Genomic DNA, 17,206 nt, shown 5'->3' with positions numbered 1-17,206 from the left:
ATGGCCTCCGCCCCGGAGAAGCTGCTCAGGCGCCTGGAGTGGCGGCTCGGCCGCCGCCTGGACGGGCGGCTGCAGGGCAACTACCGCACGGTGTGGCACGGCGCCGGCATCGACTTCACCGACCTGCGCCTCTACTCCGCCGAGGACGACGTCCGCCACATCGACTGGAACGTCACGGCCCGGCTCGACGAGCCGTACGTGCGCCAGTACACCGAGGACCGTGAGCTCACCGCGTGGCTGGTGGTCGACCGGTCCGCGTCGATGCGGTTCGGCCGGGGCGCGGGCAAGGAGTCCACGGCCACCGAGCTGGCCGTGAGCGTCGCGCGGCTGATCTCGCGCGGCGGCAACCGGGTCGGCGCGATCCTGTACGACAACCACAGCCACCAGGTGATCCCGCCCCGCGGCGGCCGCGACCAGGTGCTGCGCATCACCCGGGAGCTGCTCCGCGAGACGCCGAAGGGCAAGCCGGGCACGACCACCGACCTTTCGGCGATGCTGCGGCTGGCCGCCACCACCACGGCCAAGCGCCGCAGCCTGGTCTTCGTGATGAGCGACTTCATCGGCGACCCCGGCTGGGACCGGCCGCTCGCCCGGCTCACCCACCGGCACGAGGTCGTGGTGATCCGCGTCGTCGACCCGGCCGAGGTCGAGCTGCCCGACCTCGGCGTGATCCTGGTCGAGGACGCCGAGACCGGGGAGCAGCTGCTGGTCGACACCAGCGACCCGCTGCTGCGCAGCCGCCTCGCCGAGCAGGCCGGGGCCCGCGAGGCCGAACTGGCCGAGGGCATGCGCCGGGCCGGGGTCAGCGCCCGGCGCATCACCACCGACCAGGACCTGCTCGCCGCGCTGATCGACCTGGTCCGCCGTTCGGGAGGGGGGCGCCGGTGACCTTCCTGTACCCCGCGCTGCTCGCGGTCGCCGCGCTGGTCACGGCTGCGGCCGTGGTGGCGTACGGCCGGCTTCAGAAACGGCGTACGGCTGCGCTCGCGGCGGCCGGGTTCGGCGGCCCGGCTTCCCGCCTCGCGAGGGTGCGCCGCCATCTCCCGTACGCGCTGATCCTGATTGCTCTTCCGATCCTGCTCGTGGGGCTCGCCCGCCCGCAGGCGGAGGTCACCGTGCCGCGGGTGTCGGGGACCGTGCTGCTCGCCTTCGACGTGTCCAACAGCATGCGCGCCGACGACGTGTCGCCGACCCGGCTGGGCGCCGCGCAGGCCGCAGCGAAGGAGTTCGTCGAGGACCAGCCCGGCACGGTCGACGTGGGGGTGCTGGTCTTCGGCGACCAGGCGCTGCTCACCCAGGCGCCGACCGACGACCACCAGGCCGCGCTCACCGCGATCGGACGGCTGTCGGCCGGCGGCGGCACCTCGCTCGGGCAGGCGATCCTGGTCGGGCTCGGCACGATCACCGGCAAGCCGGTCGCCCTGCCCGAGGACGGCGCGCCGGCGCCCGAGCTGGGCTACTGGCCCTCGGCGACGATCGTGATCTTCTCGGACGGCCAGGAGACCGGCGGGCCCGACGTGACGGCCGCCGCCGAGCTCGCGGCCGCCGCGGGGGTGCGCATCCAGGCCGTCGGCGTGGGCACCGAACGCGGCGCGACCGTCGAGGTGGACGGCTTCCAGCTGGGCACGGCGCTCGACGAGTCGCTGCTCACCACGGTCGCGCAGACCACCGGCGGGGCGTACCTGCCGGCCGGCGACGCGGACACGCTCACCGACACCACCAAGGCGATCGACCTGCGGCTGACCGCCAAGAAGGAGCCGCTGGAGCTGACCGCGCCGTTCGCCGGCGCCGCGCTGCTGCTGCTCCTGCTCGGGGCCGTGCTCGGCACCCGCTGGCACGGAAGGATCGTCTGATGTCGTTCAGCTGGCCGTGGGCTCTGCTCGCGCTGCTCGCCGTGCCGCTGCTGCTGGCGATCCGCTGGTGGCTGAACCGGCGGCGCAAGCGCGCGGCGATCACCGTTTCGAGCGTCGCGCTGATCCGTGCCGCGCTTCCCGGCCGTACGTCCTGGCGCCGTCGCATCCCGGTGTTCCTGTTCCTGGCCGGGCTGCTCTCGCTGGGGTTCGCGCTGGCCCGGCCGCACGCGTCGGTGTCCGTACCGTCCAACAGCACCTCGATCCTGCTCGCGATCGACGTCTCGGGCTCGATGTGCGCGACCGACGTGGAGCCGAACCGGTTCACGGTCGCCACCGACGCGGCGCGCAAGTTCGTCCGCGAGCAGGAGGACGGCACGCGGATCGGGCTGGTCGCGTTCTCCGGCATCGCGGGGCTGCTGGTGGCGCCCACGACCGACAAGGACTCGCTGCTCGACGCGATCGACACCCTGCGCACGGCCCGGGGCACCGCCATCGGCCAGGCGATCCTCACGTCGATCGACGCCATCGCGGAGAGCAACCCGCGGGTCGCCAAGACCGGTGTCGAGCTGGACGCGCCCGGGCAGCTCGGCGACTTCGAGCCCGACACGATCGTGGTGCTCACCGACGGCTCCAACACCACGGGCGTCGACCCGGTGACCGCGGCACAGCAGGCGGCGGCCCGGCGGCTGCGCGTCTACACGATCGGCTTCGGCACGACCGAGCCCGCGCCGATGGTCTGCACGGCCGACCAGATCGGCGGGGACAGCCCGTTCGGCGGCGGCCGCGGCTGGGGCGGCGGCCGCGGCGGCGGACGCAACATGGAGATCGACGAGGAGGCGCTGACCCAGGTCGCCGACACCACCGGCGGGCGCTACTTCCGCGCCGAGGACGCCGACCAGCTCGTCGACGTGCTGACCGACCTGCCGCGCGAGTTCGACCTGCGCAAGCAGGACGTCGAGATCACGTTCTGGTTCGTGCTCGCCGCCTCGCTGCTCGTCGTCACGGCGGTCGGGCTCTCGCTCTGGTGGCAGCGCGCCCCCGGCGTCAGGACCTGAAGCCGTTCTCCAGATAGACCGTGGCCGCCGCGGCCCGTGCCTGCGCGGCCGCGATCATCCGGCGGGCCAGCCTCGGGATCAGCCGGTCGGCGGCCTCCGCCTCGGTGCACCAGCGCCAGCTGCGCAGCTCGTCGGCGGGCAGCGTGATGCGCGCCTCCTGCTCGGGCGCCAGCACCCCGCCGTCGAAGACCAGCATCAGCCCGTCGGGCCGTTCCGGAACCTCCACCCAGTCGATGACCAGGAGACCCCCGACGGGCAGGTCCAGACCCAGCTCCTCGGTGAGCTCCCGACGCACGGCTGCGCGGGGTGCCTCGCCGGCTTCGACGACGCCACCGGGGATCTCCCAGCTGTCCTTGTAGGTGGGCTCCACCAGCAGAAGCCGCCCGGCGGCGTCGGTGATGAGCGCGCCCGCGCCGACCAGCTTGCGCGGCAGTGTCGCCATGAAGTCCCCGGCCGTCATGGCGCGACCCTAGCCGCCGGAGGACTTGCTCCCTCGCGCGCCTCGCGCTCCCTCGCGCTCCCTCGCGCGGGTCCGATCTCGACGGTTTGCGGGCGGCCGCCGCCGACCGGCACTCGTTCAGTCGCCAGGACAGCTGCCGCCCGGCCTCACTTAATTCCTGCCGAGCGATCGAGGAAATTTCGGCCGCCCACGGTCTGCCATTTGCCCCTCGTTGCACATGGCGGATATGGATCTCTCCATCGCGAAGCCGCGCGGAAAAAGTGTCGTACAGGTGTTCGAAGATGGACGCATGTTGGCAGCTGTGCAGCAACTCGGGCAGGACGCGGCGAAGCTCGCCGCGGCCCCGCTGTGGCCGCTCGCCGACGACGAGGTCGCCGACTGTCTGCAGGCGGCTCACCGGCTGGAACAGGCCGCCGCCGCGTTGCAGATCCGGCTGGTGCAGCAGGCGACCGCCAGGGGTCTGCCCGCCCGGCAGGGGCAGCGCACCACCACCGGCTGGCTGCGCGCACGGCTGACGATCGATCCGATCCCGGCCCGCCGGCTGGCCGAGCGCGCCGACGTCCTGCACCGGCAGCCCGAGGCCGAGCAGGCCCTGCTCGACGGCCTGGTGGACGTCCCCCAAGCCGCCGTGATCGCCGCCACCGGCGAAACTGTCGCCGCCGGCCTGGCGGAGCTCGACGAGGTGAGCGCGGCCGAGGCCGGCCGGATAGTCCAGCAGGCCACCACCACATTGATCGACATGGCCGGACGGCTGCCCGCCTACCAGCTCCGCCGGGTCGGCGAACGCATCCTGGCCCACGTCGCCCCGCACATCGCCGAGCGCGCCGACGAGATCGCCCTGGCCCGGCAGGAGGCCCGCGCCCACCAGGCCCGCGCTTTCACGCTGTCCGCCCCGGTCGACGGGCTGGTCCGGCTTTCGGGAACGCTCGGCGTCGAGGATGCGGCCCTCGTGCACGCCGCCCTCGACCCGCTGTGCGCGCCCGGTCCCGAGGATGAACGACGCCCGGCGCAGCGACGCGCCGATGCGCTCGTCGACGTCTGCCGGCTGGCGTTGCGCACCGGCGAGCTTCCCGACAGCGGCGGCGAGCCCACCCAGCTGACCGTCACCGTCGCGTACGATCCGCTCGCTCGCGCCCTGGGCGCAGCCGCCACCGACTCCGGCGCACGGCTGCCGGCCCAGGCGGTGCGGCGACTGGCCTGCGACGCCCGCATCCTGCCCGCCGTGCTCGGTGGCGCGGGGCACGTGCTCGACGTCGGCCGCTCCCACCGGCTCGTCACCGGCCCCCTGCGCCGGGCTCTGAGCCTTCGTGACCGCGGCTGCGCGTTCCCCGACTGCGACCGCCCGCCACGGTGGACCGACGCCCACCACATCACCGCCCGGACCGCCGGCGGACACACCAGCCTGGACAACCACAGGTCTCACTAGTTGGGAACGAGCGAAGATCGCTTTTAGACAGCGGCGGTGCTTGTTGGTCGCTTGACGCTCGAGGTATCGGGCCGTTCTTCTAACCGAACCCTAGGCGGCGGTGTGGCCGCCCCGAACTTTATCGACGGTGACACGCGAGCGGATCTGCTAGCCTACCTCGCTAGTTGTTCACGTCGCTGGATCGTCGTCTCCAGTTCGGTCGCTTGATCTCCTTCGAGGTCCCGGCCGGGCCAAGGCTCCACCCGTCACAGATCGGCGGGTGCCCTGCAGGAGCGTGAGTCGGCGACGCGCCACACACCCTGGACGGCCACCCGGCCGAGAGGGACAGGTGGGGAGACGGTGCCGTGTCGAACCGGGTCCTCGCCCTTCTGCTGACCATCGTGGTGAGCAAGTCAGCGCCGAGGAGGACTTCCATGGCACTCGTTTCCACATCTCCCGTCGAGCCGGATTCCGCGGACGACTCGGACATCGTTGATCACCAGTTAATTGGCGCGCGGCTGCGCCCACCCGCGTCGACGGCGGTGATCGCCAAGAGCGTCGCGGCCGGCACAGCCGCGGGGCTGAGCGACGAACTCGCTGAAGCGCTTGCTCACGCCGCCGCCGACCAGCAGGAACTCCGGCGGGCTCTACGCGCGCCGAAGGTCCAGCGGTTCGGCACGGACGAGTTCACGTACGTCGAGTTCGACGTCGTCACGTGGCGGATCGTGCCGTCGCCGGACAACATCCGATTCGAGGGCGAGCACGCCCGCGGCACGATCAACATGCCCAGGTTCGGGGCGTTGGAGGGGCAGCCGCTACTGACCTTCGAGATGGACTCGGCCGAGGACGTGATCGACCAGATGGCGCCGAGGATCGCCGACATGGCCGCGCACAACCCGCATGTCGCGTCCATCCAGGACCGCGGCATCGAGACCCCGGGATGGCTGAGCTTCCTGCGGCTGACCACCGACCTCGGGCCGGTGACCGTCCTGGAGTCCACAGATGGGTTCGGCCGCACCGTCGCTGCTCATCAAGGACTCGGGATCACTTTCAAGGACGCGGTCTGGAACCTGCGGCCGGGAAGCCGTCGCGCGCTCACTCTCCACCGCAACCTGGCCGAGTGGGCCAACAGCGAGGACGTCACCGACGATCAGGCCCGCAAGGTCCGCTGCTCGATCATGCCCAACGCCCGGGTCATCATCGACTTCAACGCCTCGCGCGAGTACGACCGAGCCCGCCGGCGGTTCGTGGCGCACCTGCACATGGCACCGCCGATGAACTTCACCACCGCGACCACGCTCAACGCCAAGGCCAACGCCGCGGTCGACAAGCTTTACCACCGCGACCTGTTGCCGGCCGTCGGGGAGATGACCGCCGAGGAGATCCGCGACATCGTCGACGGCACCGACCGCGACCACGATCTCCTCGACGACGAACTCGCGGTCCTGGCCTGTGGAGCACTGAACCCCCAGGCGAACACGCGACAGGCGCGCGCGGTCAACGAGGCGATCATCGACCTCACGGGCGCACGGCCGAAGGTCGACGACCGCACGCAACTCGCGGCCGAGGTCGCCCTGCGCGGCTTCCCCGCGGACAAGCGGCTCACGGCGCTGCGCTCTGCGCTCGAACGGGCGTGGCGCTGGTCGGCCCTGCGTAGCGTCGAGCTGTCCCGCTCGGAGCCGCTCGACCTCCTGGCCCAAGCGGAAGACGAACTCGACGATGTGGACGGCGTCGGCCCGGCCACCGCAGAGCTTGCGACGCTCGCCAGCTACCACCTGGTCGCGGCGAAGACTCAGCTGCTGACCCGCTCCGAGTTCGGTGGGCGTGGGAGCAACACCGAGCCTCAGCAGATCCTCCGGCAAATGACGAGGTCCGAGGGCGGCCTCCGCCAGCTGTGCCAGGTCGTGCTTGACGGCCGGGCGGGTCGCGACCCGCAGGAGCTGCCCGACGGGACGATGCCCAGGAACAGGCGCTTCCAGCGGGCCGAGAAGCTGACGGCCGGTCGGCTGCGGGAGCTCGCGGAGATCTCCGACGAGCAGAGCGTCACGCACGAGAGCCCCGAGGACATGTTCGCCGCCGCGATCGCGGAGTTCCGTAACCACCTCGAGGAGTTGCACGCCGCGGCGATCGACGTGAACGAGGTCGTCGATAACGAGGGCGTGGCTTTGGTCGACACCAAGGGCTACGACGACCCCGAGATGAGGCACATGTTCACCGCGGTCTCCGAGTTCGTCTCGGAGTGGCGACTGGCGCGGCGCCGCGCCAATCGGATGCGGGCGGATCTGGACGGCAGCGGGGAGGAGGAGTGACCCGCCGAGGGCGGGCGTTGAGCCCAGAGGCGTATGACACCGCCTGCGACCTCGCCGGACCAGCTCTTCTGCGGCGGGTACCGGCGGCTGCGACGCTGCTGCAGATCGTCGAAGAGAAGCTGTGGTCGGAGTTCGTGACGGCCGTCTATATCGCGGCCGACTCGAACAACGCCGTCCGATACGTCGGGAGCGCGGTCCGGTCCGGGCTGGCCGGCGTGGACGACCGTATCCAGGAGCATGTACGGACCGGTCGGGCCGCACGCTGGACCCGCCTGATGGTGGTGCCGGTGATCCCGGATACTGAGGTGAGTCTCGTTCGCCGGATCGAAGGACGCGTCGGCGCGGTGCTGCGGCCGTTGGACACGATGCGACTGCCGGCCTTCAGCGGCGGAAGACTGGCGGGCTCAAGGACGACTCGGTAACGGAACGTGCGGGTGGTTGGCCTCGTCGTTGACCGGTGCGGCCGACCACCCCGCCGAGCCGGAACGTCTCGGCGGATCGGACGCCTGGTCGAGCCGATGGTCCGGTGAGGCTTCATCCGGTTGGCGCCTGTTCGGACGTATGGGCGAGTGTCGTCCCTCTTCTTCAGTTCACTGACCGTTAGGGTGTCGAGCCGAACGCTTAGACGGCGGCGAATGATCACGGAGCGAGTGCTTTGACGTCAGCAACGGCACCAACGGAGAGCGGCCGGGCGGCATCGCCGGCGGGTGCGAAGCACGGACCCGCGCGGTTCTGGGCTGTCGACCTCCATGTCCACACGCCGGCCTCGGGTGATGTCGACGTGCACACCTACGGCGCGAGCGAGCCCCGAGAGATCGTCGACGCGGCGATCGCCGCTGGACTCCACGCGATCGCCGTCACTGACCACAACACGGCTCGCTGGTGCGACAGGATGGCCGAGGCCGCCGTCGACACGATCCTCGTAGTGCTGCCCGGTCTGGAGCTCAGCACGGCCGAAGGGCATCTCCTCGCCATCTGGGAGGAGGGCACCCCGGCGGAGCACCTCGAGGACGTGCTCGTCGAACTCGGCGTTGTCCGCGCCGACCACGGCGACCTGCACAAGGCCCTGGACAAGGGCTTCGCCGACACCGCGAAGATCATTTCCGCCCGGGGCGGCCTGGCGATCCCGGCGCACGCCGACCGGGAGAAGGGCCTGCTCCGCCTCGCCGTCGCCGACCGGATCAACCAAACCCTGCTCGACGGCGCCATCGGCGCGGTCGAGATCGTCGACCTCACCGAGGCCGAGAAGGTCAAGGCACGGGTCAACGGCCGGCGTGAACTCGCGGTCGTCCGCAGCTCCGACACCACTGCCCCAGGCGCGAGCTGGCATGTCCTGCACGGCATCGGCCACCGCCGGACCTGGATCAAGGCGTCACGTCCCGACCTGTGCGGCCTGCGGCACGCGCTGGCGGATCCGGCCCTGCGGGTCCGCCTAGACGAGCCCGGAGCGCCGGAGCACACGGTGATCGAGTCGGTGACCGTGAACGGCGGGTTCCTCGACGGGCAGCAGTTCCAGTTCTCGTGCGACCTCAACTGCCTGCTCGGCGGGACCGGCGCCGGCAAGTCGCTGCTGATCGAACTGGTGCGGTTCGCCCTCGACCAGCAGACCGACACCGGCGACTTCCCGCAGGTCCGCAAGGAGGTCGACTCCCGGCTCAAGTACGCACTCACTTCCGGCTCGACGGTTGAGGTCGTGCTCACCCGCGGCCACGCGCGGTGCCTCGTGCGCCGAGCGTATTTCGAGGACGGCTCCACCCAGCCGGAGTTCATCGGCGACACCGAGCAGCTGACCGGCCTGTCCGGCCGAATCGCGATCACCGGATTCTCGCAGAGTGAGGTGATCGAGTACGCCCGGACGCCGGTCGGCCGTATGGCGCTCATTGACGCCGCGCTCGACCTGACCGAGTTCGAGGTCCGGGAAACGGACGCGGTCGGCCGGCTCAACGACAACGGCCGGCTCATCGGCTCGCTCGAGTCCAAGATCGCGCAGGTCCGCGCCAGGTTGGAGACCCTGCCGGACGTCGAGAAGCGGTTGGCGGAACTGTCCGGTCTGTTCGACGGCGAGACCATCAAGATGCAGGCGAAGTGGAGCGCGGAGAAGGCCCTCTTCGAGCCGGTCGTCGGCATCCCCGAGCTGAAGGTCACCGCCCGTACGGACGGCGGGGACAAGTTTCGGGGTTCGGCCGCCATCGCCGACAACCAGGATCTCTACCAGCGGGCGCAGGCGGCGTACTCGCAGTTGCGCGAGGCAATCGAGGCGGCCAACGCGCAGCTGGCCCAGGCCCTGCTGGCGGTGAACAAGGAGCTGGTGGCCATCCGGCAGGAGTGGCTCGAGCGGTACCAGACGTTCGACCGGGAACTCGCCGAAGCGGTCAGCCGCATCGACGTCGACAACAAGGGCCTCGCCGCGCTGCGCACCCGACTCGTCGAACTCCAGACCGAGAAGGCGAAGCTCGACGCGCAGCACACCCAACTCAATGACGAGCTCGTACCGAACCTGGCCACGGCCACCTCGTACCGGGAAGAGTTGATCGCCGAGCTCATCGAGGCGCGCAAGGCGCGTCGGAAGCGGCGCGAGGACCGGATCAAGGCGCTCAACAAGCTGATGGGCGGCATCGTCCGGATCAAGATGCTCTCCGAGAACGACGACTCGGACTACCTGGCCGACCTCACGGCCATCGCCAAGGGCTCCCACCTACGTGGCCCAGTTCTGCGCATGATCTGCGAGAAGACCCTGCCGGTGAAACTGGTCCGCTCGTTCCTCGCCGATGATGTCGACGGCGTGTGCACCGCCACCGGTGCCGAGCGCAAGCACATCGAGACCCTGTTCGAACACGTTCGGGAGAAGGGCGCCATCGAGGACTTCCTGCGGCTGCAGACCCTCGATCTGCACGACGGTCTCTCGGTCGAGTTCCGCAAGCACGCCAACGACGGCTACGTGCCGATCGAACGGCTCGCCCACGGCCAGAAATGCACCGCGATCCTTATCATCGCCCTCGCCGACGGCACCGACCCGCTGATCATCGACCAGCCCGAGGACGCCCTCCACGCCCCATGGATCGAGGAATACCTCGTGGCGAAACTTCGCGACCTGCGCGGCGGCCGGCAGTACATCTTCGCCACCCGCAGCCCCGGCCTCGTCGTCTCCGCCGACGCCGAAATGATCATCACCCTCACTTCGGACGCGAAGAATGGCGTCGTCGAGGCAACCGGTTCCCTGGAACGTCACGACCTCAACGCGCTGACGCTGTATCACCTCGAAGGCGGCCCGGTGCCCTTCAAGCGCCGGACCGTCAAGCTGGGCTCGTCGATGAAATAGCATTCGGCGATCCCGCTCGGGCGCCCATCCGGCGCAGATTTGCGTTGGGGCGCCATCACTCGAGGAAAGCTATGTGTGCGATCCTCGGCCCTGCGGCCCGATACTCATCGTGACTAGCGGACGTGAGTCGCCGAGCTGGCCGCCGTCGCAGCGTCCGGAGTGCTTCGCGTCCGCGTACCTGCACAATTGGCGTTCCCGACTCTGCATCGGAAACCGTACGCTAGCGAACGGTCGTGATCACTTCGGGCTTACGAATGTCCCTCGCTGCGGAACGGTGTAGACCAGTCCTCGTTCTCGCAGGAGCTTGACGGCGCGTCGTGCCGTGGTTCTGGCTACGCCCCACTCGGCGTGCATGTCGCTTTCGGTGGGGATGCGGTCGTGCGGCTGGAGCCGTCCGGCCTTGATGTCTTCCTCGATGTGGTCGGCGATCTGGACGTAGACGGGCACGGGCCCGTCGGTGCGTACCGGTCGCTGGCTCACGATCGCCAACCTACGAAGTGGGTCACGTACCCCTATCGGCAGCTACGAGGCGATACGAAGGTATACAAGAGGAGACAAGATTCGTAGCGTGGGTCTTGCACCACCGCGCTCGCAGGAGATGGCGAGCGATGATCCAGCGGTGACCTGCGGTTGCCATTGGCGGCGTGGCCCCGTGCTGGGAGGTCGAGCACGGGGCCCGTAGGCCGTGGCGGACGCTGCCAGGCTTCGATGCCCAATGCGCCACGGGTTGGATCTCGCGAACACCTGCCCCCGGAAGTGTTCTTCATCTGAGGAAGCCGTGAATGCGGTTGGCCGCCGGGGCCAGGCGGGCGTTTCCTAAATGGCGTATCCCGTGTGGCCGGTCGCCGGTCCGCTGGGACCCGTGCCTATGCAGCCTTAAGTGAGCAAGCCGGTTCACGGGTCTGAGGACCGTTTGGCGGCTGGTTGGCATCGGGCGGCTCCGGTGATCGGGCGGACCCCGAATCAGGCACCCACACCGGTGAGTTGAGCCCCGGTGTCCGGCACGCGCCGGATGCGTGCACCACGGCCAACAGGCCGTCGGCGGCGCGTGTCCGCGCGCGTGTCGGCACCTGCTCCTCACGGCCACAACGCGAGTCATCAGGTCTGCGCCTGCTCAGGCGTCGGGCAATGACGTGCTGTCGGCCGTCCACCGCCCGCCGATGCCCTACGGAGCCTCTGTTGAACTCGAATCGTTTCTGTCACCGGCACCTTGTCCGATGCCGGGGTTCGGTTGTTTCCGCCGTCCCGCTGGATGTCCCAACGGGTAGCCGCGTGGGTGTCCCGTTTGATCAGGACCCCCACGCGGACCCGCTTTTAGGCCTGACAGTGCAGCTCAGACCACCCCTCCATGACCGCAGTGCTGCCGCGACTGACCCTCTGTCAGGGGTCCCCCAGTGGGGGAGACGCGCCGATGCCGGCGGTGGTGCCGGTGACTGAGCCGATCCTGCGGGTGCAGTCCGCCCTGACCGGCCGGGACCTGATCCTGCTCGGCTGGCTGGCCGACCACGGCGTGCTGACCACCGAGCAGATCGCCGCCGCGCTGTTCCCGTCGGTCAACTTCGCCCAACGACGCCTGCGCGCCCTGCTCGCCTGGCGGGTGGTGGACCGGTTCCGGCCGCAACGCCCGGACGGCGGCTCGTGGCCGTACCACTGGCTGCTCGCCCAGTTAGGTGCCGACGTGATCGCCGCCCAACGCGGCGAGCCGGTCCCGCGCCGCGACGCGGCACGGCAACGACGCTGGCAGCTGACCAACCGGGCCAACCTGCCCCACCTGCTCGGCGTCAACGACTTCTTCACCCGCCTGGCCGCACACGCCCGCGCCCACCCCGACGCCCAACTGCAGCGTTGGTGGCCGCCCGCCCGCTGCCAACAGCCCGGAGCGTTCATCACCACCGCGGCCGGTGAGCGGGTCAACGCCACCGCCTTGGCCTACCGACCCAGCGTGCGCCCGGACGGGCACGGCATCCTCACCGACCGGCACGGCACCACCGCCTTCTTCCTCGAATACGACACCGGCACCGAACCGCTGACCCGGCTGGTCGACAAGATGGACGGCTACCACCGGCTCGCCCGCGTCACCGGGAACCTGTGGCCGGTGCTGTTCTGGCTGCCCAGCACCGCCCGGGAACGCCACCTGCACGAGGCCCTCAGCGACGCCCACATCGGCTACCCGGCCGCCACCGCCGTGCACCACCGTCCAGACGGCCCGCGCCCGCCCGCAGCCTCGCACCGGCGCCGGACGACCCGGCCGGACCGGTGTGGTGGCTGCACCACCACCCCGGCCCGACGCTGCCGCTGGCAGCGCTGAGCGCCGCTATCACCGCCCGAAACCGGAACGTCGCATGAACCCGATCGCCACCGGGGTCTGCGCCTCGCGCGCGGGCTGTCAGAACACGAAGGGCGATCAACGAAGCTCCCGGCCCACGACGAGCCGGATCGATCACCGAAGGAGAACCGTCATGATCCTGACCACCAGACCCGCCGTCGTGACCGTTCACCCAGGAGGGAAATGGCCTCACGCCGTGATGCCGCACGACTAAGCCGTGCGACGCACGGTGCACCGCCACCCGACACCATCACGCCGGACCCTGACACCACCTGCCCCGACACCGACCCAGACCGCCCGACCGACCGGACGGCCCAGCTCGCAGCCATCGCACGGCCGCGCCCGGGCGATGACCCACCCACCGAACGCCTACGCCGCGCACTACGCGACCGGCACTACATGTCCCACGTCGCCGCCGCCGTGGACCAATGGCCGGCACTCACCGACGACCAGCGCGACACCGTCGCCGCACTACTCACGCCGCACCGCAAATCACCCTGACAGACCGCGCAGCGGGCACCTGACAGACCAGGTGCCCGCCCGTCGCGGAGGCTCGCAGAAATCAATCGGCGGTCTTCCACCACACCCGTTGCTCCACCGGACGGCGGTGACCCTTCGACGGTGACCGGCGCACCCGTAGCTGGCCACAAGCCTGCGGGGAGAACAGCAACCGCACCAACTCCCGGCGGGCGGGCATCGGCGCCGCCGTCCATTGCCGGACGACGTCGGCACCCGGTGTCAGGAAATCGCGCAGCGGTGCCGGAGTGGTCAGTTCGGCCTCCCGCGCCTGCGCCGCTTTCAGCCGGGCCAGGATCGCAGGTTCCGCCCGAGCCGCCAGGGCCGCCGTGATCTGCCCGGCTCCCACCTGATCGGCCAGATCGTCCAGCTCCGCTTGGATCTCCGCGACCTGATCACGCACGGCCAGCAGCGCGGCATCGTCGTCGCCACCAATGTTCAGCCACGCCAGATTCTCCGGCCTCGACAGGTAGTCGATGATCGCCGCCTCCGCGAACGTGTTCAGCTCGTCGTAACCGATCCGCACACAGCTCTTACGGTGACAGACGTACTCGCGGCCCCGATCACTGTTGCGGGCCGCGATCGGGCCGTCGCAGACATCACACACACCGATCATCGACAGCAGATGCACCGCCCGGCCCGGCCGCGTCGTCACCCGCTCGGGCGCGGTCAGCCTGCGCCGCACCGCCAGAAACACCGCCCGCGTCACCAACGCCGGCCACACCGCCTCCGTGAACGTCGCGTGCGCCGACAACGTGTGCCCCGACAACCGTCCTGGATCGTGGACCCGCTGACCGCTGTAGGTCGGATTCATCGCCAGCGACCGCAGATGCTGCGAGCTGAACACCAAACCGGTCCGCGTCCGGATACCCCGCTCCCGGAAGTCACGCTCCACCGAGCGCAGCGAGTGTCCCGCCTGCAGCCGCTCGAACAGCTCCCGGACCACCGCCGCCTCCGACGGCTCCTCGACCTGCTCGACCAGCTTGCGGGTGACCGGGTCGTAGCGGCGCTGATAGCCGTACGGGCACCGCCCCGCCGGACGCCCAGCCGCAGCCGTCGCGGCCGCCGCCCGGCGCGTCCGCTTCGACGTCTCCGCCGACGCCAGCTCACTCTTGATCGCCAATTCCAGCAGATCCGCCCGGTCGTACGGGTTGGCCGGATCGAACAACCGCTCATAGGTGAAGATGAGAATCTTCACCGCGCGGTCCTCACACAGCTCGATCAACCGCACCCACTCGTTGGTACGCCGCGAGCCGCGCGACCCCTCCCACAACAACAGCACGTCCGCGCCGAACCGACCCGCTTCCAGATCAGCGATCAGCCGGTCGAAGCCCTCACGCGCCTTGGCCGCGTACCGCGACGCCGATCCAATGTCCCGGTACGGCGCACCCAGCGTCCAACCGCGCTCGGCTGCGACGCCCACATGGTCCTGGTGCTGTTCCTCCGGTGACCGTTCACGCCCGGACCGGTCCTGACTGACCCGCAGGTACTCCCGGCCTGTCACTGCCGGGTGGGTGCTAGCAGCTGGCATACATCGACCTTGCCAACTACGGAAACATAAGGAACCTGGTGCTGCTGTGCCGCCGGCACCACCGCCTGATCCACCACTCCACCGCGGGCTGGCAGATCCGCCTCGGCGCCGACCGGCGGCCCGAGTTCATCCCTCCGCCGCATGTCGACCCCGACCAACATCCGCGTCGCAACCTCTACCACCCACGCCAATAGGCCATCACCGGGATCGCACCGCACACGTCGGGTACGCGAGCCGGCCGTGCCGTTCCACCCCGCCGAAGCCGGCCGGACTCCGTGAGGCGGCGCGGGAGCCGCGGATCCGGAGCAGCGGCGCGGGAGCAGCGGCGCGCCGACGGCCCATGGCCGGCACCGCGCCGCGCCTCCTCACTCGGGGGCGAGGACGCGCGGGATCTCGTGGCGCAGGGCGACGAGCGTGGGCAGAACCGTGGCGGCCAGCACGAGGATCAGGCTGAGCGCCGCGACGGTGAGGGAGGGCAGCACGCCGGCGGACGACCAGTGGGCGACCCAGGCGCCGATCACGGTGGCGGTGGCCACGGCGGCCGCGCCGAGGAGCAGGGCGGTGCCCACGTAGATGACGGCCTCGGCCGCGGCGGCGGTCAGGACCACGGACGGGGTGCCGCCGGCGGCGACGATCAGGGCGAACTCGCGCTCGCGGCGACGGCTGGACATGAAGATGGTCGCCACCGCGCCGAGGACGGCCAGCAGCAGCGGACCGCCTACGAGCAGCACGACCGAGCCCGTGGTCAGGTCGCCGGAGCCCGCGCCGGCCGCGCCGTTCGCCGCGTAGAGGCCGCCGGCCAGCGCGATCGCGACCATCAGCGGGCTGATCGTGGCGGTGCTGCGGCCGACGTTCGCGGCGGTGCTGCTGCGGGCCAGGTACCAGGCGGCGGAGGCGGAGGCGGGGACGACCGACGTCCACCCGCGCACGAGCCGGGCCAGGAAGAGCGGGCCGAACGCGGCGAGCACCCCGGCGGTCAGTGGCGCGATCAGCATCAGCGGAACCGAGATCGTGTCGAGGCCGGTGCTGGGCAGGCGCGCCACGACGGCGGCGAGGATCGCCAACGTGGCCAGGCCGCCCACCCAACGGCCCACGGTCATGCGGCGGTCCGGCAGCTCGGTGTCCCGCAGCGACTGCAGCGGAGCGGTGTGCGCGGCACGTCTGGCACCGCGGAAGCCGCCGACGGTGACGACCAAGGTCACGAAAAGCACCACGGGCACGGCGCCGGCCGGTCCGAACGCCGGGCTGAGCGCCGACAGTCCCGGCGAGCCTGCAAAGGCGTACCGGAAGAGGGGCTCGAGGATCGGGACGGCCAAGAGGCAGCCCGCCGCACTGCCGAGGAGCGACACCAGGAGAAGCTGGGTCGTCACGACCAGGCGCACCAGGCCGGGCCGGATGCCGACGAGCTGCCAGAGGGCGTACCCGCGCTGCTGCAGGGTGACCGTGAGGTTGGTGACGGCACCGACCACGATCAGCGCGGTGATGACGGTGAAAGCCGCCACCGTGCCGCTGATGCCGTACAGGGCCAGGGCTTCCGACCCGCCGACGGCGACCGCCGTCTGGATGTCGCTCGCCACGACCGCGCCCACCGCTGCCGTGGCCGCCGCGACGAGCAGCGCGCCGAGCCAGATGCGGGCGTTCGCGACCAGGTCGCTGAGGATCAGGCGCAGCACGTCAGGACGCTCCGGCGACCGCGGCGAAGACGTCGTCGGCGCGCGGGTGCGACAGCTCGCGGTGAATGACGCCGTCGCGCAGCACCAGAACGCGGTCGGCCCGCGCGGCCGCCTCGAGGTCGTGCGTCACCATCACGACCGAGCGGCCCTCCCCCTGCTTCGCGACGCCGGCCAGCAGATCGAGCACCTGGGCTCCCGACTCCGTGTCGAGCGCACCGGTCGGCTCGTCGGCGAAAACCACATCGGGGCGTACGGCGAGAACGCGCGCGATGGCGACCCGCTGCTGCTGCCCGCCCGACAACGCGGACGGCCGGTAGGAGGCGCGCTCGGCCAGCCCCACCTCGGCGAGCGCGTGGTCGACCTCGGCGCTCCCGATGCGGCGCCGCGCCAGCCGGGCGGGCAGCGCGACGTTCTCCCGCGCGGTCAGCGACGGGATCAGGTTGTACGTCTGGAAGACGAACCCGAGGTGGTCACGGCGCAGCTTCGCAATCGCCCCGCGGCTCAGCGTGCCGGTGTCGCGGCCGAGGATGCGGACGCGGCCGGTGGTCGCCGCCTCGAGCCCGGACATGCAGTAGAGCAGGGTCGACTTGCCCGAGCCGCTCGGCCCGACCACGGCCAGGAACTCGCCCGGCGGCACCCGCAGGCTGATGCCGCGCAGCACGGGCACGGCGTCTCCCCCGGCGGTGGGGAACGACTTGGTGAGGTCATCGACCTCCACGACGGGGTTCACGGTCGGCAACCGTACGCGGCGAAAGTTGC

General features: G+C 70.7%; 13 protein-coding genes. 8 read left to right on the top strand and 5 right to left on the bottom strand.

Going from position 1 to position 17,206, the window contains the following annotated elements; all coding sequences use genetic code 11:
- The 3 genes from ACSNN8_RS18935 to ACSNN8_RS18925 are packed head-to-tail and all read left to right on the top strand — an operon-like array spanning position 1 to position 2,908.
- Positions 1–888: a DUF58 domain-containing protein gene (locus tag ACSNN8_RS18935; protein WP_436650526.1), complete on the top strand. Its 888-nt coding sequence runs from the start codon at positions 1–3 to the stop codon at positions 886–888.
- Entirely contained in the window at positions 885–1,853 is a 969-nt protein-coding gene (locus tag ACSNN8_RS18930) for a vWA domain-containing protein (RefSeq protein WP_436650525.1), read from the top strand. Before ACSNN8_RS18935 ends, ACSNN8_RS18930 begins: the two co-directional genes overlap by 4 nt.
- Positions 1,853–2,908 (top strand): VWA domain-containing protein, encoded by a 1,056-nt coding sequence (locus tag ACSNN8_RS18925; RefSeq protein ID WP_436650524.1) that lies wholly within the window; start codon positions 1,853–1,855, stop codon positions 2,906–2,908. The genes ACSNN8_RS18930 and ACSNN8_RS18925 overlap by 1 nt, the downstream gene beginning before the upstream one ends.
- Here ACSNN8_RS18925 and ACSNN8_RS18920 read toward each other — a convergent pair.
- A complete protein-coding gene (locus tag ACSNN8_RS18920) occupies positions 2,898–3,368 on the bottom strand; it encodes an NUDIX domain-containing protein (RefSeq protein WP_436650523.1) in 471 nt (156 codons plus the stop codon). The genes ACSNN8_RS18925 and ACSNN8_RS18920 overlap by 11 nt on opposite strands.
- Before the next feature lie 289 nt (positions 3,369–3,657).
- On the opposite strand from ACSNN8_RS18920, the gene ACSNN8_RS18915 reads away from it, so the two are divergent.
- The 4 genes from ACSNN8_RS18915 to ACSNN8_RS18900 all read left to right on the top strand — a co-directional run bounded on the left by ACSNN8_RS18915 (position 3,658) and on the right by ACSNN8_RS18900 (position 10,401).
- Positions 3,658–4,794, top strand: a complete 1,137-nt coding sequence (locus tag ACSNN8_RS18915) for a DUF222 domain-containing protein (RefSeq protein WP_436650522.1) — start codon at positions 3,658–3,660, stop codon at positions 4,792–4,794.
- Between the two features lie 413 nt (positions 4,795–5,207).
- Complete coding sequence (locus ACSNN8_RS18910; RefSeq protein ID WP_436650521.1) at positions 5,208–7,082, top strand: hypothetical protein; 1,875 nt, start codon at positions 5,208–5,210, stop codon at positions 7,080–7,082.
- 17 nt (positions 7,083–7,099) lie between these two features.
- Positions 7,100–7,504, top strand: a complete 405-nt coding sequence (locus ACSNN8_RS18905) for a hypothetical protein (RefSeq protein ID WP_436650520.1) — start codon at positions 7,100–7,102, stop codon at positions 7,502–7,504.
- A 233-nt stretch (positions 7,505–7,737) separates the two neighbouring features.
- Positions 7,738–10,401: a PHP domain-containing protein gene (locus ACSNN8_RS18900; protein ID WP_436650519.1), complete on the top strand. Its 2,664-nt coding sequence runs from the start codon at positions 7,738–7,740 to the stop codon at positions 10,399–10,401.
- 237 nt (positions 10,402–10,638) lie between these two features.
- Here the strand turns inward: ACSNN8_RS18900 and ACSNN8_RS18895 are convergent, their stop codons facing one another.
- Entirely contained in the window at positions 10,639–10,881 is a 243-nt protein-coding gene (locus ACSNN8_RS18895) for a GntR family transcriptional regulator (protein ID WP_436650518.1), read from the bottom strand.
- Positions 10,882–11,830: 949 nt separating this feature from the next.
- On the opposite strand from ACSNN8_RS18895, the gene ACSNN8_RS18890 reads away from it, so the two are divergent.
- Positions 11,831–12,709 (top strand): replication-relaxation family protein, encoded by an 879-nt coding sequence (locus tag ACSNN8_RS18890; protein WP_436650517.1) that lies wholly within the window; start codon positions 11,831–11,833, stop codon positions 12,707–12,709.
- 580 nt (positions 12,710–13,289) lie between these two features.
- Here the strand turns inward: ACSNN8_RS18890 and ACSNN8_RS18885 are convergent.
- The 3 genes from ACSNN8_RS18885 to ACSNN8_RS18875 form a co-directional block, all read right to left on the bottom strand.
- Positions 13,290–14,747 carry a recombinase family protein gene (locus ACSNN8_RS18885; protein ID WP_436650516.1) on the bottom strand — a complete coding sequence of 486 codons (1,458 nt, stop codon included), beginning with the start codon at positions 14,745–14,747 and terminating at the stop codon, positions 13,290–13,292.
- Positions 14,748–15,139: 392 nt separating this feature from the next.
- Positions 15,140–16,447, bottom strand: a complete 1,308-nt coding sequence (locus ACSNN8_RS18880) for a hypothetical protein (protein ID WP_436650515.1) — start codon at positions 16,445–16,447, stop codon at positions 15,140–15,142.
- A gap of 1 nt (position 16,448) precedes the next feature.
- Entirely contained in the window at positions 16,449–17,177 is a 729-nt protein-coding gene (locus ACSNN8_RS18875) for an ABC transporter ATP-binding protein (protein ID WP_436650514.1), read from the bottom strand.
- Positions 17,178–17,206 lie beyond the last annotated feature (29 nt).

This window comes from Actinoplanes sp. URMC 104, from assembly GCF_051386375.1.
Lineage (GTDB): Bacteria > Actinomycetota > Actinomycetes > Mycobacteriales > Micromonosporaceae > Actinoplanes.
Note: the sequence above shows the minus strand (reverse complement) of the source record. Positions and strands in the feature narration are given on the sequence as shown.

Excerpts from the sequence above, each read along its gene's own strand:
- ACSNN8_RS18935 (WP_436650526.1), top strand. The coding sequence starts at position 1 with ATGGCCTCCGCCCCGGAGAAGCTGCTCAGGCGCCTGGAGTGGCGGCTC.
- ACSNN8_RS18925 (WP_436650524.1), top strand. The coding sequence starts at position 1,853 with ATGTCGTTCAGCTGGCCGTGGGCTCTGCTCGCGCTGCTCGCCGTGCCG.
- ACSNN8_RS18920 (WP_436650523.1), bottom strand. The coding sequence starts at position 3,368 with ATGACGGCCGGGGACTTCATGGCGACACTGCCGCGCAAGCTGGTCGGC.
- ACSNN8_RS18915 (WP_436650522.1), top strand. The coding sequence starts at position 3,658 with ATGTTGGCAGCTGTGCAGCAACTCGGGCAGGACGCGGCGAAGCTCGCC.
- ACSNN8_RS18910 (WP_436650521.1), top strand. The coding sequence starts at position 5,208 with ATGGCACTCGTTTCCACATCTCCCGTCGAGCCGGATTCCGCGGACGAC.